19 protein-coding genes are annotated in these 21,577 nt (G+C 62.7%); 9 read left to right on the top strand and 10 right to left on the bottom strand.

Going from position 1 to position 21,577, the window contains the following annotated elements:
• Both A3A9_RS0100780 and A3A9_RS0100775 read left to right on the top strand, forming a co-directional pair.
• Complete coding sequence (locus A3A9_RS0100780) at window positions 1-492, top strand: GNAT family N-acetyltransferase (protein ID WP_027057089.1); 492 nt, start codon at window positions 1-3, stop codon at window positions 490-492.
• Between the two features lie 155 nt (window positions 493-647).
• Window positions 648-1,346, top strand: coding sequence for an AIM24 family protein (locus tag A3A9_RS0100775; RefSeq protein ID WP_027057088.1), 699 nt, complete (start codon window positions 648-650; stop codon window positions 1,344-1,346).
• 17 nt (window positions 1,347-1,363) lie between these two features.
• On the opposite strand, the gene A3A9_RS0100770 is transcribed toward A3A9_RS0100775, so the two are convergent.
• The 3 genes from A3A9_RS0100770 to panB form a co-directional block, all read right to left on the bottom strand.
• Complete coding sequence (locus tag A3A9_RS0100770) at window positions 1,364-2,524, bottom strand: helix-turn-helix transcriptional regulator (RefSeq protein WP_051370643.1); 1,161 nt, start codon at window positions 2,522-2,524, stop codon at window positions 1,364-1,366.
• A gap of 236 nt (window positions 2,525-2,760) precedes the next feature.
• The gene (gene panC, locus A3A9_RS0100765; protein ID WP_027057086.1) at window positions 2,761-3,612 is read right to left on the bottom strand and encodes a pantoate--beta-alanine ligase; all 852 of its coding nucleotides are present in this window, start codon (window positions 3,610-3,612) and stop codon (window positions 2,761-2,763) included.
• Entirely contained in the window at window positions 3,609-4,487 is an 879-nt protein-coding gene (gene panB / locus A3A9_RS0100760) for a 3-methyl-2-oxobutanoate hydroxymethyltransferase (RefSeq protein ID WP_027057085.1), read from the bottom strand. The genes panC and panB overlap by 4 nt, the downstream gene beginning before the upstream one ends.
• Before the next feature lie 227 nt (window positions 4,488-4,714).
• Between panB and A3A9_RS0100755 the strand changes: the two genes are divergently transcribed.
• From A3A9_RS0100755 to A3A9_RS0100745, 3 genes are all read left to right on the top strand, one after another.
• Complete coding sequence (locus A3A9_RS0100755; protein ID WP_027028768.1) at window positions 4,715-5,113, top strand: NADH:ubiquinone oxidoreductase subunit NDUFA12; 399 nt, start codon at window positions 4,715-4,717, stop codon at window positions 5,111-5,113.
• A 160-nt stretch (window positions 5,114-5,273) separates the two neighbouring features.
• Window positions 5,274-5,882, top strand: a complete 609-nt coding sequence (locus A3A9_RS0100750) for a DUF2155 domain-containing protein (RefSeq protein ID WP_027057084.1) — start codon at window positions 5,274-5,276, stop codon at window positions 5,880-5,882.
• A gap of 75 nt (window positions 5,883-5,957) precedes the next feature.
• Window positions 5,958-6,341, top strand: a complete 384-nt coding sequence (locus tag A3A9_RS0100745; RefSeq protein WP_027057083.1) for a hypothetical protein — start codon at window positions 5,958-5,960, stop codon at window positions 6,339-6,341.
• 10 nt (window positions 6,342-6,351) lie between these two features.
• On the opposite strand, the gene aat is transcribed toward A3A9_RS0100745, so the two are convergent.
• The 6 genes from aat to A3A9_RS0100715 form a co-directional block, all read right to left on the bottom strand.
• The gene (gene aat, locus A3A9_RS0100740; protein WP_027057082.1) at window positions 6,352-6,969 is read right to left on the bottom strand and encodes a leucyl/phenylalanyl-tRNA--protein transferase; all 618 of its coding nucleotides are present in this window, start codon (window positions 6,967-6,969) and stop codon (window positions 6,352-6,354) included.
• 12 nt (window positions 6,970-6,981) lie between these two features.
• Entirely contained in the window at window positions 6,982-8,325 is a 1,344-nt protein-coding gene (accC, locus tag A3A9_RS0100735; protein WP_027057081.1) for an acetyl-CoA carboxylase biotin carboxylase subunit, read from the bottom strand.
• A gap of 10 nt (window positions 8,326-8,335) precedes the next feature.
• The gene (gene accB, locus A3A9_RS0100730) at window positions 8,336-8,797 is read right to left on the bottom strand and encodes an acetyl-CoA carboxylase biotin carboxyl carrier protein (RefSeq protein WP_027057080.1); all 462 of its coding nucleotides are present in this window, start codon (window positions 8,795-8,797) and stop codon (window positions 8,336-8,338) included.
• Between the two features lie 26 nt (window positions 8,798-8,823).
• Window positions 8,824-9,258, bottom strand: coding sequence for a type II 3-dehydroquinate dehydratase (gene aroQ, locus A3A9_RS0100725; RefSeq protein ID WP_019857903.1), 435 nt, complete (start codon window positions 9,256-9,258; stop codon window positions 8,824-8,826).
• A gap of 145 nt (window positions 9,259-9,403) precedes the next feature.
• A complete protein-coding gene (locus A3A9_RS0100720; RefSeq protein WP_027057079.1) occupies window positions 9,404-10,222 on the bottom strand; it encodes a DsbA family protein in 819 nt (272 codons plus the stop codon).
• Between the two features lie 73 nt (window positions 10,223-10,295).
• Window positions 10,296-11,687: a tetratricopeptide repeat protein gene (locus A3A9_RS0100715; protein ID WP_027057078.1), complete on the bottom strand. Its 1,392-nt coding sequence runs from the start codon at window positions 11,685-11,687 to the stop codon at window positions 10,296-10,298.
• A 145-nt stretch (window positions 11,688-11,832) separates the two neighbouring features.
• Between A3A9_RS0100715 and A3A9_RS0100710 the strand changes: the two genes are divergently transcribed.
• Together A3A9_RS0100710 and A3A9_RS0100705 are read left to right on the top strand one after the other, a co-directional pair.
• Window positions 11,833-12,981 (top strand): pyridoxal phosphate-dependent aminotransferase, encoded by a 1,149-nt coding sequence (locus A3A9_RS0100710; RefSeq protein WP_027057077.1) that lies wholly within the window; start codon window positions 11,833-11,835, stop codon window positions 12,979-12,981.
• A 4-nt stretch (window positions 12,982-12,985) separates the two neighbouring features.
• Window positions 12,986-13,951, top strand: coding sequence for a glutaminase (locus tag A3A9_RS0100705; protein ID WP_051370641.1), 966 nt, complete (start codon window positions 12,986-12,988; stop codon window positions 13,949-13,951).
• 97 nt (window positions 13,952-14,048) lie between these two features.
• Here the strand turns inward: A3A9_RS0100705 and A3A9_RS0100700 are convergent, their stop codons facing one another.
• Window positions 14,049-16,988 carry a ribonuclease E/G gene (locus A3A9_RS0100700; RefSeq protein WP_027057075.1) on the bottom strand — a complete coding sequence of 980 codons (2,940 nt, stop codon included), beginning with the start codon at window positions 16,986-16,988 and terminating at the stop codon, window positions 14,049-14,051.
• Between the two features lie 650 nt (window positions 16,989-17,638).
• Between A3A9_RS0100700 and A3A9_RS0100695 the strand changes: the two genes are divergently transcribed.
• Window positions 17,639-18,901, top strand: coding sequence for an N-acetylmuramoyl-L-alanine amidase (locus A3A9_RS0100695; protein WP_027057074.1), 1,263 nt, complete (start codon window positions 17,639-17,641; stop codon window positions 18,899-18,901).
• Between the two features lie 214 nt (window positions 18,902-19,115).
• Entirely contained in the window at window positions 19,116-21,560 is a 2,445-nt protein-coding gene (locus A3A9_RS0100690) for a penicillin-binding protein 1A (protein ID WP_027057073.1), read from the top strand.
• Window positions 21,561-21,577 lie beyond the last annotated feature (17 nt).

Raw genomic sequence — 21,577 nt, 5'->3', positions numbered from 1 at the left:
ATGTTCGTCCGCACCGCAGGCGAACGTGACCTTGATGCAATTCGTGCAGTGCTGGTCGAAACCTGGCATGCGACGTATGACGCCATCTACGGTGCCGCCAAGGTCACCGAGATCACCGACGAATGGCATTCGATCGCCTCTCTGAAGGCGCGGCTGATCAAACCCAACAGCGACTTCCTCGTTGCCGATGACGGCAAGCGCATAGGCGGCGTGGCTTTTGCCGAGAGCATCGACGGCGGCAAGCTGGTTGTCCTGAGACAGCTCTACGTGCTGCCCAGCCTGCAGGGACGGGGCATCGGCGGCATGCTCCTCGATGAGATCATCGAAAGTTTTCCCGAGGCCAACGCCATCCGTCTGGAAGTGGAGGCGCGGAACACGCGCGCCATCGCCTTCTACGAAGCCAACGGCTTCGTGCGATCCGGCGATGCCGGTGAGCACACCGGTGCTTCCGGCGAGCCGACGGTGGTCTATCGCCGGCCTCTTGCCGGCTGATCCTTTCGGCGCACACCTGTCCGGATCACCTTCGCGCGAGCGGTGCGGAGGAGGGCTGTTTTCGTTTGACGGCCTGGGGGGTACATACCAAGCTGCTGCAGCTGACCGTGCGGAAGCCGGAATGGGCTGGCGCGCAAGGCGGCGAGGGGGGAACCATGCCAAGCTTGCCGGAACTGATGCCGACACAAGTGTCGGATGAGACTTTTGGTGGCGTCACCTATCACATAGCGGGTGAACTGGTGCCGGTGCTTTCGGTCGATGTGACGCGAATGCCGGTCTATTTCGAGCACCACATCCTTTTGTGGAAGAACTCCACCATCACCATCGGCCTGAAATCGCTGAAGGGCGCGCTGAAGCGCATGATGGCCGGTATGCAGATCTTCGTCACCGAAGCGTCGGGAGCGGGCATCATCGCCTTCAGCCGCGACGGGCCCGGCCACATCGTGCCGATCCATCTTAGGCGCGGCGAAGAGATCCAGGTGCGCGAACACCAGTTTCTCGCCGCCACGGGCAATGTCGACTACACCTTCGAGCGGGTACGTGGCCTGGCGACGATGCTGTTTGGCCAGAGCGGCTTCTTCATCGACCGGTTTCGCGGCGATGCGGGTGACGGCATCGTCTGGCTGCACGGCTACGGCAATGTCTTCGAGAAAACGTTGGCCGCCGGCGAGACCATCGACATCGAGCCGGGCGGCTGGCTGTTCAAGGATGCCTCGGTCCGGATGGAAACGAAGATCGACCGCCTGTCGAGCGGCTTCTTCGGCGCCAACATGAACTTCATCGTCAACCGCTTCACCGGCCCGGGTCGGGTCGGCATCCAGTCGATGTACCTGCACATGCCGACGGAGGAGTAGGCACTGGGAAGGCCAGGTCAGCGTGAGCGCAGCGGCGGCGACAGTTCACGTATCAGCAGTTCGAGCTCCCGCTGGTCGCCTGTTCCCGTCTTGTCGAAGATCGTCGCCAGCTGCGATTTGATGGTGCCGTCGGAAACGCCGCTGGCGCATGCGATCTCCCTGCGCGTCTTGCCGCAGGCGACATGGCCGGTGACGCGCTTTTCCGCTGCGGTCAGGCCAAACAGCGCCGCGATCGCGTCCAGTGCCGGGGTCGGCGTGGCGCCGACGGCGGCAATGAAGATCGCGGCTGCGGCGCGCTGCGACATCCGCGCCGAAATCTCGCGCCGGGCCAGCGGCATCACATGCGCCACGGCCGGAACGCCGACCTTGGCGAGCGGAATGTTGATGCCGGAAGGCCCAAGCGCGAACTCATCGCGCGTGCCGAGTTCGACCGCGTAGCTGATCGCGGCATTGGCTTGTGGATAGGCGAACGCCAGTTGGCCACGCACCGATGAGACGGCCGAGCCTTCCATCAGCAGGGCTTCGGCCGCGGAATTGGCAAAGATGATCTGCATGTCGTTGGACACGATCATCACCGGGTGCGTGAGGTTTTCGATGATCGAGCGGAAAATCTCGGCCTTGCGTCGTTCAGCCTCGAACAGGTCGCCGATCGTTACCGCGCGCCGTACATGCGGTGCAAGCGACGAAACCAGCGCCAGATCTTCCGTCGAGATTTGCCGCCTGTCCTTGTCCGTCACCACCATCAGCGTGCCGATGCGCGTTGGTCGCTTCATCAGCGCTACCCAGAAGAAGTCGTCCAGGCGGTTGGGCTCCACCCATTCGCGCACGATGCGGCTGTCGATCCAATTCTGCCGCGCGTCTGGTCCTTGCAGCGAATAGAAGGAATCGACCGTGAAGGGCATGTCGATTTCCATCTTCGGCACGGCCGTGAAGAAGGGGACCTCCGACCGATAGTCGCGTTGCAGCGGCTCCAGGATCGCAGGATCGCCGCAGGACACGGAAAACCGAGCGGAATTGGTCGCTGTGTCGACGACCGCCAGCATGGCAAGCTGGCCAATCGCCAGCCGACGAATGGCTTCGAGCGTCGACTGCCAGCGGTCAACGTCGGCAACCGAATCGTATATGGCCTCGACGACCTGAGGCAGGGCGCGGTCGATCGTGTCCGCCGACAGTGACATGGGCCCTCTCGTACCGCCTCCGGGGTAACGCAGTGCCGGGTTCCACAACAACACTGCGCTAGGTTGCACGCTAGCGCCGCTGTGTAACTTGATCATGCCGCAGTAGTTAGGAATTATTACGTCAGGGTGGAATGCCATACATACGCGAATAAATGTTTATTTTAGCTATAGCTAAACAGAAGTCGGGCGGCTTTGTGCATACCGGTGGGGCAAGCATCAGTGATCCAAATTCCGTCTTAGCCTGTGGAAACCTCCACATTGTCGATGAGTCGTGTCTTACCGAGCCAGGCAGCGGCGAGCAGGCGCCCCGCGCGGTCGCGGCGCCATGGTGCAAGCGTCAGGCTTTCGCGGGCCTCGACATAGTCGACCTTCTGGAAGCCGGCGGCGGTCAGGGCGCGGCGGGCTTCGGCGGTCGCGTCATCTCGATGTGCGCCGGACGCCAGCGCCGCCGCGGCCTTACGCAGGATCACGTTGAGTTGGCGGGCGACAGCGAGTTCGGCCTCGTCGAGATAGGCGTTGCGTGACGACATGGCGAGGCCATGCGCGTCGCGTATGGTCGGCGCGCCGATGATCTCGACCGGCAGGTCGAGGTCATGGCAGAGCTGCCTGACGACGCAAAGCTGCTGGTAGTCCTTTTCGCCAAAGACCGCATAGTCGGGTGTCGCCTGGAGAAAAAGCTTGGCCACCACCGTGGCGACGCCCTCGAAGAAGGTCGGGCGAAAGTCCGATTCGAGCCCCGCGGACGGGCCGCCGACCGAGATTTTGGTGGCAAAGCCGGCAGGATACATCGCGCCGACCGTCGGCGTGAAGGCGAGATCGGCCTTGACCGTCGCCAGCATGTCTAGGTCGCGGGTGAGCTGGCGCGGATACTTGTCGAGATCCTCGCTCGGTGCGAACTGCGTCGGGTTGACGAAGATCGACACCACGCAGCGTTCGGCTTTTTCGCATGCGATCCTGATCAGGGAGAGATGTCCCTCATGCAAGGCACCCATGGTTGGCACCATGGCGACGCGCAGGCCATCGCGCCGCCAGTCACGAATTCGCGCGCGAAGTGCTGCGACGCTGTCGACGACGTCGGGCTGGCTCATGCATCATCTCCGCCATGTGTGCCCGAAAGGACTTTTGAGTCGGCAAAGACTTTTGAGTCGGCAAAGACATGGTCAGGGCCGGGGAATGTCCGGCTTCGCACTTCCGATGCGTAGCGCTCGGCGGCGTGCACGATCACGCCTCGCAGATCGGCGTATTCCTTGACGAATTTCGGCACACGGTCGACGGTCAGCCCGACCATGTCGTCGATGACCAGGATCTGGCCATCGCACTCGCCGCTGGCGCCGATGCCGATGGTTGGAATGGCGATGCGGCGTGTGATATCGGCCGCGACCGCCTCGATGGTGCCTTCGATGACCACGGAGAAGGCGCCGGCTTTTTCGACGGCGAGCGCGTCGGCTATCAGCGATGCGATAGTCTCGTCGGTGCGGCCCTTGATCTTGTAGCCGCCATCCTTTTCGACCGACTGCGGCAGCAGGCCGATATGGCCCATGACCGGAATGCCGGCGGCCACGATCGCCGCGATCTGCGCGGCCATGTCGACGCCGCCTTCGAGCTTCACCGCCTGGCAGCCGGTCTCGTCTACGATGCGCCGCGCCGAGGCCACGGCCTGATCAGCCGATTCCTCGTAGCTGCCGGCTGGCATGTCGACAACAATGCAGGCCCTGGCAGAGCCGCGCATCACGGCTTGGCCATGCGCAATCATCATCTCGAGCGAGGCGCCCAGTGTCGTCTCATGGCCATGCAGCACCATCGCGACGCTGTCGCCGACCAGAAGCAGGTCGACATGGGGATCGAGCAGGCGAGCGACGGGATAGGTGTAGGCCGTCAGGCAGACCAGGGGCGTGCCGCCCTTGCGGCGGCGAATCAACTCGGTGCCGATGCGAATGTCGGTGGTCGGCAATCTTGTGGCCAATCGTCACCTCCTTCGGCCCATGGCCGGTTGATACCCGCATGGGCGCGCTGAGCTTTAGAAAGAGCGGAAAGGCTTGGCAAGCGTGCATCCTGCCGCCTCGCGCGATCACAGGCTCGTGTCGGATCCCAAGCGCGCCATTTGCGCGCTGCCTGCGGCAAAACCCTTGCCTTCCCGAGGGCCTGACGCCATAAGCAGGAAACAGGCGCCGCCAGCGCGAGGGTTTTGCGATGAAGACTTTCCTGACGCAGTTTTTCACCTGGTGGAACAGCCAGACGATAGGGACGCGCCTGCACACCTGGCGGTACGGCAAGCGGGTTGGCCAGGACGAGGTCGGCAACGTCTATTACGAGGGTGGTATCGATTCGGAAGGCCGCACGCGCCGCTGGGTGATCTACCGCAACTATTCCGAAGCTTCGGCCATTCCGCCAGGCTGGCACGGCTGGATGCATCATCGCGTCGATGTCGCGCCGCCGAGCGAAGACTACAAGCCGCGCGACTGGCAGAAGCCACACCAGCCCAACCTGACGGGTAGCCCGGCCGCCTACCGCCCGAAGGGCTCGGTGCTGACCAATCAGCATCGCCCGCAGGTCACGGGTGACTACGACGCCTGGACACCCGGATCGTAACGGCCCCGAGGTTGTAACGGCGCCCCGTCTTGTAACAACACAAGCTGCAGGCCGGTCCTTTATCGCCACAATTGGTGTTTAGCTGCTTGCTGATCAGAAAACGGCGACTAGCCTTGGCGATCGACGGAATCACCCGGGCACGAACCACCGGTACCCCTATATGAGCTTTTTCAACCTGATATCGACGGGCGGTCTGACGCTAGCCGCCGGCCTCGCCGTCAGCACCGCGGCCTTTGCGGCTTCGCCCGCACCCGCTGCGCCCGCGCCGGCAGCGCCTGCAGCATCCGCTGGATCGGACCGCATCACCAACCCGGTTGCCGAGTTCGCCGGCATCGACAAGATCACCGGCCGCATCATCACCTTCGATGTCTATATCGATGAGACGGTGCAGTTCGGCGCTCTGCAGGTGACGCCGCGCGTCTGCTATTCGCGGCCGCAGACCGAGGAGCCGAAGACAGATTCCTTTGTCGAGGTCGACGAGATCACGCTCGACCGCAAGATCCGCCGCATCTTCACCGGCTGGATGTTCGCCGAAAGCCCCGGCCTCAACGCCGTCGAACATGCCGTCTATGACGTCTGGCTGAAGGAATGCAAGCAGAAGTCGGATGTGCCGGCGCCTGGCGCCACCAAGGCTGACGCCACCAAGGCGGATGCTTCGAAGCCTGCGACGGCCAAGCCCAAACCCGCTTCGGCCAAGCCAAAGCCCGCGACCACCCCGGATGTGGAACAGTCCGATCCCACGGAACCGGATACGTCAGACACCAACTGATCCCTGGGAACCGTCGTGGCCATCACACGTTGGGCCACGGACGACCGCGCATTGATGCGCCCGGAGGATATTCCGATGTCAGACAGCAAGCGGATCACGGCAAGCAAGAAAGAGCTGCTCGAACTCGAAAAGGGCTTCTGGACGGGCGACGAGGCCTACTATGCGGCTAATGTCGATACCGAATGCCTGGTAGCTTTCCCTGGAATGGCACAAGCGATGGATAATGCCGACCTGGCCGAGACCGCAACGAAGCCCAATCGCTGGCGCGACCTCGACATCGAGCTCAAGGGAATAATCGAACCGGGCAGCGACATTGTCATGCTGACCTACGAGGCGCATGCGACGCGGGAGAACGGTGAACCCTACGCGGCGCTGGTCAGCACCGGCTATGTCCATCGCGTCAACGGCTGGAAGATGATGTTCCATTCGCAGACGCCGATCGAGGCTGCGGCCAAGTAAGGGCTCGACCCTACGGAAAAAAGATCGCCTCGCCTTTCAGGGCTTCGGCCAGCATCTTTTCGTATTTACCACGTGGCACGTCGACCGCGCCGAAGCGCTTCAGATGCTCGGTGGTGAACTGCGTATCGAGCAGGGCGAAGCTGCGCGCCTTCAAGCGCTCGACGAGATGCACGAGGCAGGTTTTCGATGCATCCGTCTCTTTGGAAAACATGCTTTCGCCGAAGAACACCCGTCCGAGCGACACGCCGTAGAGGCCGCCGACCAGCCGGTCCTCGCGCCAGGCCTCGACAGAATGGCAGTGGCCCATGCGGTGCAACTGCACATAGGCCTCGCGGATTGGCCCATTGATCCAGGTCGAGCGCCGGTCCTCGCGTTTTTCCGCGCAGCCATCGATCGTCGCCTCGAAATCGAAGTCGAAGCGGATGTCGAACGGGCTTTTGCGGATCGTCTTCTTCAGGCTTTTGGGCGTGTGGAAACCGTCAAGCGGGATGATGCCGCGCGTCTCCGGCCGCACCCAGAACACCTCCGGGTCGGCCGCACTCTCAGCCATCGGGAACACGCCCGAGGCATAGGCCTTGAGCAGAAGGTCGGTGGGGATGCGATAGCCAGGCGCGTAGGGGCGGGTCATCGCGTCCCCGGACTACTCTTCCTTGGCCAGGTATTTTTCCAGCCAGTGGATGTCATAGTCGCCATTGGCGATGTCGGCGTTGCCGACCAGATCGCGAAACAGCGGCAGTGTCGTCTTGATGCCGTCGACGACAAATTCATCGAGCGCCCGGCGCAGCCGCATCATGCATTCGACGCGGTTGCGCCCATGCACGATCAGCTTGCCGATCAGGCTGTCGTAATAGGGCGGGATCTTGTAGCCGGAATAGACGCCGGAATCGACGCGGATGCCGAGGCCGCCTGGCGTGTGGAAATGCGTGATGGTGCCGGGCGAGGGGGTGAAGGTGCGTGGATCCTCGGCATTGATGCGGCATTCGATGGCGTGGCCATTGAACTTGATGTCTTCCTGCCTGACAGAAAGTCCGCCGCCCGAGGCGACGCGGATCTGCTCATGCACGAGATCGATGCCGGTGATCGCTTCCGTCACCGGATGCTCGACCTGCAAACGCGTGTTCATCTCGATGAAATAGAACTCGCCATTCTCGTAGAGGAACTCGATCGTGCCGGCGCCGGAATAGCCGAGATCGGCAATGGCCTTGGCGCAGATGCCGCCGATGCGGGCCCGCTCCTCGGCGTTGAGGGCCGGCGAGGGCGCCTCTTCCCAGACTTTTTGATGGCGGCGTTGCAGCGAACAGTCGCGTTCGCCGAAATGCACGCCGCGGCCGAAGCCGTCGCCGAACACCTGCACCTCGATGTGGCGCGGCTTTTCCAGGTACTTCTCGATGTAGACCGCATCGTCGCCGAAGGCGGCACCGGCTTCCGTGCTGGCTGTCTGCAAGGCGATCTCGAGGTCGTCCTCGGTAAGCGCGACCTTCATGCCGCGCCCGCCGCCGCCGGCCGATGCCTTGATGATCACGGGGTAGCCGATCTCGGCCGCAATGCGCCTGGCTTCCTTTTGGTCGGTAACAGCGCCGTCGGAACCGGGCACAACCGGGATACCGAGACGCTTGGCGGTGCGCTTGGCCTCGATCTTGTCGCCCATGATGCGGATGTGGTCGCCGGACGGGCCGATGAAGGTGATGTTGTGCGCGGCCAGGATGTCGGCGAACTTGGCGTTCTCCGACAGGAAGCCGTAGCCCGGATGCACGGCGTCGGCGCCGGTGATCTCGCAGGCCGCGACGATCTGATGGATGTTGAGATAGCTGTCGCGCGATGGCGGAGGGCCAATGCATACGCTCTCGTCGGCCAGCCGCACATGCATGGCGTCGGCGTCGGCGGTTGAATGCACCACCACCGTCTGGATGCCGAGTTCCTTGCAGGCGCGCAGCACCCGAAGGGCGATTTCGCCGCGATTGGCGATGAGGATTTTCTGGAACATCCGGCCCGCTCTACTCGACCACGACGAGCGGCATGCCGTATTCGACCGGTGAAGCATCCTCGAACAGGATCGCCGTCACCGTGCCGGCGCGCGGCGAGGGGATCTGGTTCATCGTCTTCATCGCTTCGATGATCAGCAGCGTCTGGCCTTCCTTGACCTTCTGGCCGACCTCGATGAACGCCTTGGCATCGGGCGACGGCGCCAGATAGGCGGTGCCGACCATGGGCGAGGTGACCGCGTTCTTCGACACGTCGACCACCGCCGGGGCGGCCGCCGCTGCGGGCTGGGCGCCTGCCGTCGGCGCATAGCTGGGCTGGGGTGCCGCGATTGCGTGGACGGCTGGTGCCTGCCGCGACACGCGCACCTTCAGGTCGCCCAGTTCAACCTCGATCTCGGTCAGGTTGGTGTCGTTCAGTATGCCCGCCAGATCGCGGATCAGCTGCTGGTCAACACCGGTCTTCTTTATCGACATTTTCGAGCCTTCTGTTTGTTGGCCGGTCATAGGCGTGCGGCCAGCGCCTGTAGCGCCAGCGTGTAGCCGAGCGGCCCAAAGCCACAGATCATGCCGACGGCGACCGGCGCGACCATGGAGACGTGGCGGAATGATTCCCGCGCGTGGATGTTGGAAAGGTGAACTTCGGCGACCGGCAGCGGCGCAACCGAACGGATGGCGTCGTGGATCGCGATCGAGGTATGGCTGTAGGCGCCCGGATTGATGACGATGCCGGCTGCCTTGTCGCCGGCTTCCTGGATCCAGTCGACGAGGTCACCCTCGTGGTTCGACTGGCGGAAATCGATCTCGAGCCCAAGCGATGCGCCTGCCTGCTTGCAGTCGTCGGCGATCGCGGCCAACGTCTTGCCGCCATAGATGCCCGGCTCGCGCTTGCCAAGCGCGTTGAGATTGGGACCGTTCAGGACGAAAACCGTTTTCAAAAAGCCAGACCTTTTCCGGCGCCGGCATCAAGCCGGCGCGCTGGGCCTCTATACCGGGCATAGTCGTCCGCGAAAAGAGCGCAAGTGCGTTCTTTCACTGTCCACAACAGGTCGAAATGCGCCCGTGAAGAAAACCGGTGGCTGATCAAAGCGCGGCTTTCGCCGCCTCGATCTTTTCCGCCAGCACGTCCTGCCCGAGAGCCCCGAACACGACCTCGTTGCCGACGACGTAGGACGGCGTCCCGGTGATCGCCAGCTTGTTGGCAAGATCGTAGGTCTTGGAGAAGGCCTCGGGGATCGACGGATCCTTCATCTTCGCGCGCAGCGTCGCCTCGTCGGCGCCCAGCGAAAGCGCGATCTTGATCGCGGTCGCCTCGGTGGCGCGCCCCTGGCCGCCGAGCAGCGCATTGTGGAACTCGCCGTATTTCTGCGGCATCATCAGGTGGAACGCCATCGAGACGACGCTGGCTTTCTGAGAATCAGGGCCGAGGATCGGGAATTCCTTGAGCACGAAGCGCAGATCGGGGTCGGACTTGGTCAGCGCCTGCATGTCTTCGATGGCGCGTTTGCAGAAGCCGCAATTGTAGTCATAGAACTCGACGATCGTCACCTTGCCGTTCGGATTGCCGACGACGCCGTCGAAGGCGGAGTTGAAGATCTGGTCCTTGGCGTCCTTGATGACGCCGAGATGGGCAATGCGCTGCTCTTCCTTCTGCTTGGCCTCGAGTGCGTCCTGCACTTCGAGCAGCACTTCCGGGTTCTTCAACAGATAGTCGCGGATGATGCCTTCGACCTCGGTGCGATCGATCTTGGTATCAGCCACCGTCTGGACAGGCTGAGCCACCTGGGCAGGCTGCGTCGTACCGGCCTTGGCGATTTGCGGGCTGCCGGCCACGAAACCGAATGCCAGCATGGCAAGGGCTACCGCGATCCCAGTGGTGCCCAGAAGCAGTGCCTTTTTCATCGTTCTCGTTCCTTTTGCCTGTCTTTCGGTCTGGCTGTGTCGCAGCGCGGGGCCGGAGGGTTCATGAGAATTATTAGATATTGCTCGACGATTTGTAGTTTATGATGTCCTGGGCGCGTATCCAGCGCGGCTCGCCGCGCTTCATCTGTTGCTGCGCACGCATGGCGAAAATCTTCGCATCCTTGTAATTACCAGAATAGAAATGACCTTCGGCCGTGGCAAGCTCGGCGCCTGGTATGTCTCCCAACTCGCCGTAAGCCTGCGCCAGGTAACGATACCCGACGGAATTTTCCTTGTCGCGCCCCAGGCCACTGTTGATCTGCACCACGGCCTTCTTCAGCGATTCGGGCGTGCCGACCGCCATCAGCGCCTGACCAAGCGAGACCGGCAGCAAGCCAGATCGCGCCGGATCGAGGCTGACCGCCCTGGCGTAGGCTTCGGCCGCATCTCCAGGCTTGTTCGCCTTCATCAGGATGTCGCCACGCAACTCCTGGAAGTAGGCATTCCTGGGTTGCGCTTTGATAAGCGCGTTGGTCTTGGCGAGCGCAGCAGCGATATCTCCATAAAGGTAGGTCGATTGGGCATCGCCATATTGCCCTGCGAGGGTCCCTTGCATCTTCCGTATCAGCCGCGACGCGGTGGCCTGGCCTTCCATGTAGACGGCGATCTTCACACGCATCATGTCATGGCGCTGCTGCAGCGCCGGCGGGTCGAGCCTGTCGACATCGGGGCTTTGCTTGACCAGCACTTCGAGATTGGAGATTCGATCCTGCGGCATCGGATGGCTGATCCGGTAGGGATCGATTTGCGTGCCCGACAGCGATAGCGCGGTCTGGAAGCGATGAAACGTCTTCAGCATGCCCATTCCGGACTGGCCGGTGGCGTTGAGATAGGTGATCGCCGAACGGTCGGCGGTTATTTCCTCGGTGCGCTGATAGGCGAGGATGCTGCGCTGCGCCATCTCGCCGCCACCGGCCGCCACGCCCATGCCGGCGCCGGCAAGGCCGCGGCTGTTGGTGGTCGCACCGGCAACGATGGCGCCGGCGCCAAGCAAGGTGGCGATGATGGCCATGGTCTTGGCGCGCTCGAGCTGGTCGCGCAGTTTCTGCTGGTGGCCGCCGGCGATATGACCGGCCTCATGCGCGATGACGCCGATGATCTCGTTGGGCGTTTCGGCCGTCATCAGGGCGCCGGTGTTGATGAACAGCCGGCGCCCGGTGACGAAGGCATTGAAGCTAGAATCGTTGACCAGCACGATGTCGATGCCGTCATTCGCCAGCCCGGCCGCCTTGAAAATCGGCCGTGCGTAGTCGCGCACCAGGGCCTCGATCTCGGCATCGCGTACCACCGGCACGTTTTGGGCGAAGGCAGTGACCGAACTCGCCACGGCAACGGCGACGCCAAGCGAAAGCGTCGCGAGAACGCGCACTGCCTGGGCAATCGTCGATCTGGGTCGGCTCAACATGACGTGTCCACTGGTAGACGAGCGGGCGAAAGATGAAAAGTCGGCACCGGAAACTTCCTCAACTTGTGATCCTCACACCAATCGGGCATTTGTGCGGCGCATGCATCAAGGGCATGGCGTGCTCAACTGTCGGGATAGGCATAAAATGGTCGTTTCGCTCTCACGTCGTGGCAATGTCGAGCCATTCCACGCCATGGATGTGCTGGCCGAAGCGAACCGGCTGAAAGCTCAAGGGGTGCCGGTGATCTCGATGGCGGTCGGCCAGCCGTCCGATCCGGCACCCGCACGGGTTCGCGCCGCGGCGGCCAAGGCCTTGCAGGATGGCCGCATTGGCTACACCGACACGCTGGGGCTGGCGGGCCTGCGCAAGGCTATCGCCGAGCACTACGCGGATCACTACCGGCTTGAAATCGAGCCCGGCCGGATCGCGGTGACCACCGGTTCGTCGGCGGCCTTCAATCTTGCTTTCCTGGCGATGTTCGATCCAGGCGACCGGGTCGCCATCGCAGCACCCGGCTACCCTGCCTATCGCAACATCATGGCGGCGCTCGGCATCGAGGTGGTCGAGATCGAACTCGGCGACGCGGCCTATCTGCATGCCGGTCATCTGGAGGCAGCGCATCGCGAGAAGCCGCTGAAAGGCGTCCTGTTTGCAAGTCCGGCCAATCCGACCGGGGCGATCATACCGCCCAGTGAACTGTCGGCGCTGGTCAATATGGCGGAAACACTGGGGGTCGCCGTCATCTCCGACGAGATCTACCACCGGTTGGCCTATGGCGCCCCAGACACCACGGCACTCGCCTTCGGCAACAGCGTGACAGTGATCAATTCGTTCTCGAAATACTATTGCATGACCGGCTGGCGCATCGGCTGGATGGTGTTGCCGGAAGAGCTAGTGAGGCCGGTAGAGCGCATCGCCCAGAGCCTCTATATCTCACCGCCGGAGCTGTCGCAGATCGCCGCGATCGAGGCCTTCGCCGCCACAGAGGAACTGGAGGTGGTCAAGGGCCGCTACGCCTGGAATCGTGAGCTGCTGATGAAGCGTCTGCCGGAGCTGGAATTTCCTCTTGCCGCCCCCATGGACGGTGCCTTCTATGCCTTTTGCGACGTCACCCGCCACACCAATGACAGCATGGCTTTTGCACGCAAGATGCTGGCCGAGGCGCATGTGGCGGCGACGCCCGGCCGCGACTTCGACACCCGGGCGGGGCATCGCACGATGCGGTTTTCCTATGCCGGCAGCCACGACGACATGGTCGAGGCGATGGCGCGCATCGAACGCTGGTTGAGGTAGCACCATGCCGGAACTCGAGCAGGTCCCCAAACTTGATCAGGCCCCCAAACTTGATCAAGCATTGGCCGAAGTCGCGGCGGAAATGGCCGAGCGCACCGATCGCGGTGAAGTCGCCACCTACATTCCGCAGCTGGGCAAGGTCGATCCGAGGAAATTCGGTATCGCCGCCGTCACCAATGACGGCCGTGTGCTGATGGCGGGTGATGCCGACCAGCCCTTCTCCATCCAGAGCATCTCGAAAGTGTTCACCTTGACGCTGGCGCTCGGCAATGTCGGCGACGCGTTGTGGAAGCGGGTCGGGCGCGAGCCATCGGGCAATCCGTTCAATTCGATCGTCCAGCTCGAGCACGAGAACGGCATTCCGCGCAACCCGTTCATCAATGCCGGCGCCATCGTTATTTCCGACATCCTGCTTGCCGGCCACCAGCCGCGCGAGGCGATCGGCGAAATCCTGCGCTTCATCCAGTTCCTCGCCGACGACGACACAATCATCATCGACCGTGAGGTCGCCGCGTCCGAGCGGGCCACCGGTTATCGCAACTTCGCGCTCGCCAACTACATGAAATCCTTCGGCAATCTTCATCATGCGCCGGAACTGGCTCTGGGCGTCTATTTCCACCACTGCGCCATTGCCATGAGTTGCCGGCAACTGGCGCTGGCCGGCCGCTTCCTTGCCAATGGCGGCAAGAACCCGGCGACCGGGCATTCCGTGGTGTCGGCCGAGCGGGCGCGGCGCATCGGCGCCATGATGCTGACCTGCGGTCATTATGATGGCTCCGGTGACTTTGCCTTCCGTGTCGGCATTCCGGGAAAAAGCGGCGTCGGCGGCGGTATATTGGGCATCGTGCCTGGCGTTGCCTCGCTCGCCGTCTGGTCGCCCGGCCTCAACGCCAACGGCAATTCCAAGCTGGGTTCGATCGCGCTGGAGAAGCTGGCGAGAATGATGAACTGGTCGATCTTCGCGCCATAGCACTGCGCCACCTGTCAGATATGAAAAATCCCGCGCCGTCTTTTCGATCAGCGCGGGATTCTTTTTGTCAGAAAATCAATTCAATCAGCTGAAAAGCTTAGAAAAAGCCTTTCCGCTGCCACCAGCCGGCGCGCTTCGGCTTTTCTTCGGCCTTGGCTTCCGGCGCATCGGCGACGGTCGAGGAAACCACCGGCACCACAGGTGCGTCGATGGCTGCCGGCTTGCGGCGTGACGGCCGGGCCTTCGCAGGCTCTTCCGCAACGGCTGCAGCCACTGTTTCCTCAGCGACGGCCACCGGAGCCTCGACCGGCGTTTCCGCAGCCGCTTCGACAGCAGCCGTTTCGGCGGCTGCCTTCTTCGGCTTGGCCGGGCGGCGCGCCCGCTTGGGCTTCTCGGTGCTCGGCACCTCTTCGCTCACCGCAACGACCGACTCTTCCACTGCAGCAGCAACCACCGGCTCGATCGACGCAGGTTCGCTTTCGGAAGCATCTGCCTGGGAAGGCTCGGTCGTTTCCTCGGCACTTGCCTCGGTCTCACCTTCACCGTCCTCGCGACGATTGCGCTTGCCGCCGCGCTTGCCGCGACGACGCTTCTTGCCCTGGCCATCATCTGAAGCCTGCACCGCTTCATCGGACTCGCTGGCCGTGACCGGAGCGGCATCGTCCGTTTCGGTCTCGTCATTATCCGCATCGTCTGCCGATTCGGCGAAATCGCCGGCCGGAGCGGAGATGGACGAGCCGTCCGTCGGGGCGCCATGTTCGCGGTCGCGATCCTTACCGCCGCGGCGTCTGCGACGCTTGCGGCGCTTGCGGTCACGGCCTTCGCCGTCCTCGCCACCGGCGGCGGGCCGCGGCTGTTGCTGCTGCGGCTGCTGGCGTGGCTGCTCGGCTTGCACCGGTGCCTCGTCGTCTTCCTCGACGACGACAATCTCGTCTTCGGGCTCTTCCGTCTCGACATAGGCCGGGAAGCTGCGCGCCTCGACAAAGCCTTCCGGCTTTTCAGCCAGTGCGCCGCGGAAGATGGCGTAATGCTGGGCGCCAACCGTGTCGTCGGCCTCGATCGTGATGGTCAGGCCGAAGCGGCTTTCGAGTTCCACCAGCGTGCCGCGCTTGTGGTTGAGCACGTAGAGCGCGGTCGCTGCCGGGGTCCGCACCGTGATGTGGCTGCGCGAATCCTTGAGCAGGAATTCCTCGATCGCCCGCACCACCATCAGCGCGACCGACGAATCGGACCTGACATGGCCGGTGCCGCCGCAATGCGGGCACGGCTTCATGGTCGATTCCAGCACGCTGGCGCGGATGCGCTGGCGCGACATCTCCATCAGGCCGAAATGCGAGATGCGGCCAACCTGGATGCGTGCCCGGTCGTTCTTGAGGTGATCCTTCAGCCGCTTCTCGACGGAGCGGTTGTTGCGGTTCTCCTCCATGTCGATGAAGTCGATGACGATCAGGCCGGCGAGATCGCGCAACCTTAGCTGACGCGCGACTTCTTCCGCTGCTTCCAGATTGGTGTGGAGCGCGGTGTCCTCGATCGAGTGCTCCTTGGTGGAACGGCCCGAATTGACGTCGATCGCAACCAGCGCTTCGGTCTGGTTGATGATGATGTAGCCGCCGCTCTTCAGCGTCACTTGCGGTTGCAGCATGCGGTCGAGTTGTGCCTCGATGCCGTTGCGGACGAAGATCGGCGTCGTGTCGCGGAACGGCTGAACCACCTTGGCGTGGCTCGGCATCAGCATGCGCATGAAGTCCTTGGCCTCGCGGTAGCCTTCCTCGCCCGAGACAAGAATCTCGTCGATATCCTTGTTGTAGAGGTCGCGCACCGAACGCTTGATCAGGCTGCCTTCTTCATAGACGAGGGCAGGGGCGGTGGACTGAAGCGTGAGGTTGCGGACATTTTCCCACAACCGCATCAGATATTCGTAGTCGCGCTTGATCTCGGCTTTGGTGCGGCTCTCGCCGGCGGTGCGCAGAATGACGCCCATGCCCTGCGGCACTTCGAGATCGGCAACCACCTCCTTGAGGCGCTTGCGGTCGACCGCGCTGGTGATCTTGCGCGAAATGCCGCCACCGCGCGCCGTGTTGGGCATCAGCACCGAATAGCGGCCGGCAAGCGACAGATAGGTGGTGAGCGCGGCGCCCTTGTTGCCGCGCTCTTCCTTGACGACCTGCACCAGCAGGATCTGCCGGCGCTTGATCACTTCCTGGATCTTGTACTGGCGGCGCACCGGCTTGCGGCGGTTGCGCACTTCTTCCAGCGCATCCTCGGCGCCGACCGATTCGACCTCGTGGTCATCGGGATGCGAGGACTGTACTTCCTCCAGCATGCCGCGATCATTGTCGCCGGAGGTTGCTTCAGTGCCCTGTTCCGTCTGCGAGACAGGTTCGGAAATCACATCGCCTTCGACCGCGGCGGCGATTGATGTCGGGCCACCCTCGCGGGTTTCGGTTTCGTCCTGCTCGGCCGAACCCTCATCATGGCCGGATGCATCGGCATGCCCGGAGGTATCCGGATGGTCTGATGTATCGGCTGCGTGTTCGATGATCTCGGAGGTGTGGGAGATCTCCTCGACGACGATGTCGCCATTGTCGCTGCCTTCGGCTGGCTCGCCGGAGCCTTCACCTGCCTCGCCCGCATCGCGCTTGTGCTCAGCCCGGTCGCGGCTCTTGCCGCCGCGCCGGCGCCCGCGCCGTCCGCGATCGCGGCTCTGGCGGTCATCGCCTTCACCGTCCTCGTCCTCTTCGTCCTCGGCCTCCTGCGCTTCCGCGCGCAGCAGCGCCTGACGATCGGCGACCGGAATCTGGTAGTAGTCGGGGTGTATTTCACTGAAGGCGAGGAAACCGTGACGGTTGCCGCCATATTCGACAAAGGCTGCCTGAAGGGAAGGTTCGACGCGCGTTACGCGAGCGAGGTAGATGTTTCCTTTGAGCTGCTTCTTGTCCTGGGATTCAAAGTCGAATTCTTCGATACGATTACCGCGTACGACGACAACGCGTGTTTCCTCCGGGTGGGAGGCGTCTATCAGCATTTTGTTGGGCATTATTTCGTTTCCTCCCGGCAGCCGTCAGCCGCAGCTTGCAAGGCAACAAAGCCCGCTGCTGCGTGTCTGGAGTGTGGGTGCCGGATGTCTGAATGTCCGCCGGACGGGGCCTGCGCGCCATGGCGGTGCCGCCCGCAGCCATATTGGCGCGGTTTGATGCGGACCTTTCCATAATTGCGCTTGAAGCCATCGTCACCAGCAGAACCTTTTGAACCAAAGCCCGGAAACCGGACCAGCTTGTTTGCTCATACAGAGCCGGCGCGGGACAAACCCGGCCGTTTTCCTCACGCAGGCGATTCCCCCGCCACGGGAGCACGCCTGCGAAATTCGTCGCAATCACCTGAACCCTTTTCGCGTGAAGCGAAAGGAGCCGCCGTTCATCTGACCCTGTAGCAGGAAGCTGCGGAGGAGGGCGGTTCCAGGATTGCAGTGATCCACTATCGCTTTTATGATTTGGCGGGTTGGAAGGCAACCCCGATTTCCGATGCCGGCAAAAAGCAGTTCCGCAGCGTAAGTCTGGGTTCTGATCCCTGTGAAAAGGCTTGGTTAACCTTCTCTGGATACCAATCGTTAATCGAGTTCGCGGCCTAACCGGCACTTCGAAGAAACGTTCGGGCGCCTCGCGCCAAACCGGAGCGACTGGAAGAGAAATGGGACTGGCAGACTTCACAGACAAGGGATGTCGTGTTGGCGGCCGGATTCTTGGCGCTTTCTGCCTCCTGCTGCTGGTGGCGCTTTCCCAGGCCTTTTCCCCCGCTGCGAATGCCGCCGACGCGCCGCTGGTGGCAAAAGACTACAAGATGGCGGGCGATGCCACCAAGATGCGCATCGTCCTGGATTTCGATCGCGAGCCGGACATCAAATGGTTCCTGCTGCGCGGGCCCAATCGTCTCGTTATCGACCTGGCGAATACGAGGCTGGCCATCGACGCCAAGGATTTGAAGCCGCGCGGCCTGGTCAAGGGCGTGCGCCTGGGCGAACTCGGCGAGGGCGTTTCGCGGCTGATCCTTACCGGCAAGGGGCCGTTTGCTGTCGACAAGCTCGATGTGCTCAAGAATGAGGACGGAACCGGCTACCGCATTGCCATCGACATGTCGGCCGCCTCTGAACGTGAGTTCGACGTAGCCCTTGCCAACCAGGCGCTGACCACTGGATCGACGGTTTCGACCGACAAAGGCGGGCGCGTTGGCACCGGGCCGGTCTCCAATCCGGGCCATCGCTTCACCGTCGTCATCGACCCCGGCCATGGCGGCATCGACGGCGGCGCCGAGGGCCTGAACGGCACCATCGAGAAGAATGTCACGCTGGCCTTCGCCACCGAGCTGCGCGACAAGCTCGCGGCTATCGGCAAATACGATGTCTTCATGACCCGCGACACCGATGAGTATCTGCGCCTTGACGACCGGGTGCGCATCGCCCGCCAGCACGAGGCCGATCTGCTGATTTCGATCCATGCCGACACAATCAGCGTCAAGGGCATCCGCGGCGCCACCGTCTATACGGTCTCCGACAAGGCGTCGGATCCGCAGGCGCAGGCGCTTGCCGACCGCGAAAATCTCTCCGACCAGTTCGCCGGCATGGTCATCAAGGACGACAACAAGGAAGTCACCGACATCCTGATCGACCTGATCCGCCGCGAGACCCACAATTTCTCGATGAGTTTTGCGCACACTCTGGTCGGCCAGCTGTCGACCAGCGTCGGCCTGATAAACAATCCGCAGCGTTCGGCCGGCTTCAAGGTGCTGAAGGCGCCGGACGTTCCGTCGGTGCTGGTCGAACTCGGTTATCTCTCGAATGCCAAGGACGAGGCGCAACTGCTCGACGCCGAATGGCGCGGCAAGGCCGCACAAAGCATTACCAACGCCGTCGCGCTTTTCGCTTCGGCCCGTGTCGGAACGGCAACCGGGGGCTGACATGGGCTGGCGACGCCTGCAACCAGGGGCGGCGTTGCGCGTTGACAACACCCGGTGCCTTTATTTCTGGCGCATGGTCACGAAATCAGGCCTTGCCGTATTTTGTCCACATGGTGGCGACATGGGTTTTCGATTACGGATTGGGACCGGCTCGAAAGCTTGCGTGGAAGGCGGCTTCGTTTAGGAAACTCCCGAACCAAGGACTGGAGCGGGTATGATTCGTCTCATTGGCTATTTCTTCGGCGTAGGCACGACGCTGGCCCTGCTGGTCGCGGCGGGCGTTGCGCTTTACATCGGCCATGTAGCAAAGGATCTGCCTGACTACGAAGTGCTGGCCAAGTACGAGCCGCCGGTGACCACCCGCATCCATGCCTCGGATGGTTCTCTGATGGCGGAGTATGCGCGCGAACGGCGCCTGTATCTGCCGATCCAGGCGATACCGGATCGCGTCAAGGCGGCCTTTCTGTCCGCCGAGGACAAGAACTTCTACAGCCATCCCGGTGTTGATATAACGGGTTTGGGCCGCGCGGTGCTGACCTATGTTTCGGGTGGGCCGATGCAGGGTGGTTCGACGATCACCCAACAGGTTGCCAAGAACTTCCTTCTCACCAACGAGCGCTCGCTGGAACGCAAGGTCAAGGAAGCCATTCTTTCGTTCCGCATCGAACAGGCCTATTCCAAGGATCGTATCCTGGAGCTCTACCTCAACGAAATCTTTTTCGGCTTCAACGCTTATGGCGTCGCCGGCGCCGCACTGACCTATTTCGACAAATCGGTGAACGAACTGACCGTGGCCGAGGCCGCTTATCTGGCTTCGCTGCCGAAAGGTCCGGCCAACTACAATCCCTTCAAGCATGCCGATCGCGCGATTGAGCGGCGAAACTGGGTCATCGGCCAGATGGTCGAGAACGGTTATGTGACCCCCGAAGAGGGTGCGAAGGCGAAGGCCGAGCCGCTTGGTGTCGCCCCACGCCGCACCGGCTCGTATTTGTTCGCGGGCGAGTATTTCACCGAAGAGGTCCGTCGCCAGATCATCGCACGCTATGGCGAGAATGCGCTCTATGAGGGCGGTCTTTCCATTCGCACGACCCTTGACCCGAAGGTTCAGCTCATCGCCCGCAAGGCGATGCAGAATGGCTTGATGAAATACGACACGCTGCGCGGCTATCGCGGGCCGGTAACGTCGATTGATGTGTCGAGCGACTGGGGCGTCCCGCTGGGCGCCGTCAAAGGACTGGAAGACGTTCCCGAATGGTCGCTGGCGGTCGTGCTCGACAGTTCGTCGACCGGCCTCTCGATCGGCTTGCAGCCTGCGCGCCAGGCGTCGGGCGAGATCGTCAAGGAACGTGTCGAAGGCACCGTCAGCAAGGACGACATGGGTTTCGCCATGCGCCATCTGGTCGACGGCAAGACCGTCAAGGCCAAGTCGCCGGCCGAAGTGCTCAAGCCTGGCGACGTCATCTTCGTGCAGAAGAACGAAGGTTCCGAGAATGCCTACAGCCTGCGCCAGGTTCCCGAAGTGGAAGGCGGCCTGATCGCCATGGATCCGCATACCGGCCGCGTGCTGGCCATGGTCGGCGGCTTCTCCTATTCGCAGTCGGAGTTCAATCGCGCCACCCAGGCGATGCGCCAGCCGGGTTCCTCGTTCAAGCCGATCGTCTATTCGGCCGCACTGGACAATGGCTATACGCCGGCCTCGGTGATCATGGACGGGCCGATCACCATCCAGAGCGGCAACACGACCTGGACCCCGAAGAACTATGACGGCACGGTCGCCGGACCGGCAACACTGCGCTCCGGTATCGAAAAGTCGCGCAACCTGATGACGGTGCGGCTTGCCAACGACATGGGCATGAAGCTGGTCGTCGAATATGCCGAGCGCTTCGGGGTCTACGATCATCTGGCGCCGTATTTGCCAATGGCGCTGGGCTCCGGCGAGACGACCGTCATGCGCATGGTTTCGGCCTATTCGATCATGGCCAATGGCGGCAAGTCGATCAAACCATCGCTGATCGACCGCATCCAGGACCGCTACGGCAAGACCGTGTTCAAGCAGGATGAGCGCGGCTGCGAAGGCTGCAACGCGCCGGAATGGAAGAACCAGCCGGAGCCGGAACTGGTCGACAATTCCGAGCAGGTGCTCGATCCGATGACCGCCTACCAGATCACATCGATGATGGAAGGCGTGGTGCAGCGCGGCACCGGCGCCACCATCGGTGAACTGGGCCGTCACATCGCCGGCAAGACGGGCACTACCAACGACGAGAAGGACGCCTGGTTCATCGGCTACACGCCGAACCTCGTGGTCGGCCTGTATATGGGCTACGACACACCGCGCGGCCTTGGCCATGGCGCCACCGGCGGCGGTCTCGCCGCCCCGATCTTCAAGGATTTCATGCGCGTGGCGCTGGACGGTACGCCCAATGTCGACTTCAAGGTTCCCGACGGCATGAACCTGATCGCCATCAACCGCAAGACCGGCATGCGTGCCACGTCGGGTGATGCGGGCACCATCATCGAGGCCTTCAAGCCGGGCACCGGTCCCGCCGACAGCTATTGGGTGATCGGCATGGGTGCCGACGGCTCCAATGCGTCGGGCGGCCCGCTGTCGCCGCAGGCCAACCAGGCCATCCAGGACGGCGGCGGCGGCCTCTACTGACGGGTCCAGATGACGAC

This window comes from Mesorhizobium loti CJ3sym, assembly GCF_000472785.1.
In the GTDB taxonomy this organism is placed as follows: Bacteria; Pseudomonadota; Alphaproteobacteria; order Rhizobiales; family Rhizobiaceae; genus Mesorhizobium; species Mesorhizobium loti_E.
The sequence above is the reverse complement of the archived record's forward strand: the minus strand, read 5'-3'. Positions and strand labels throughout refer to the sequence as shown.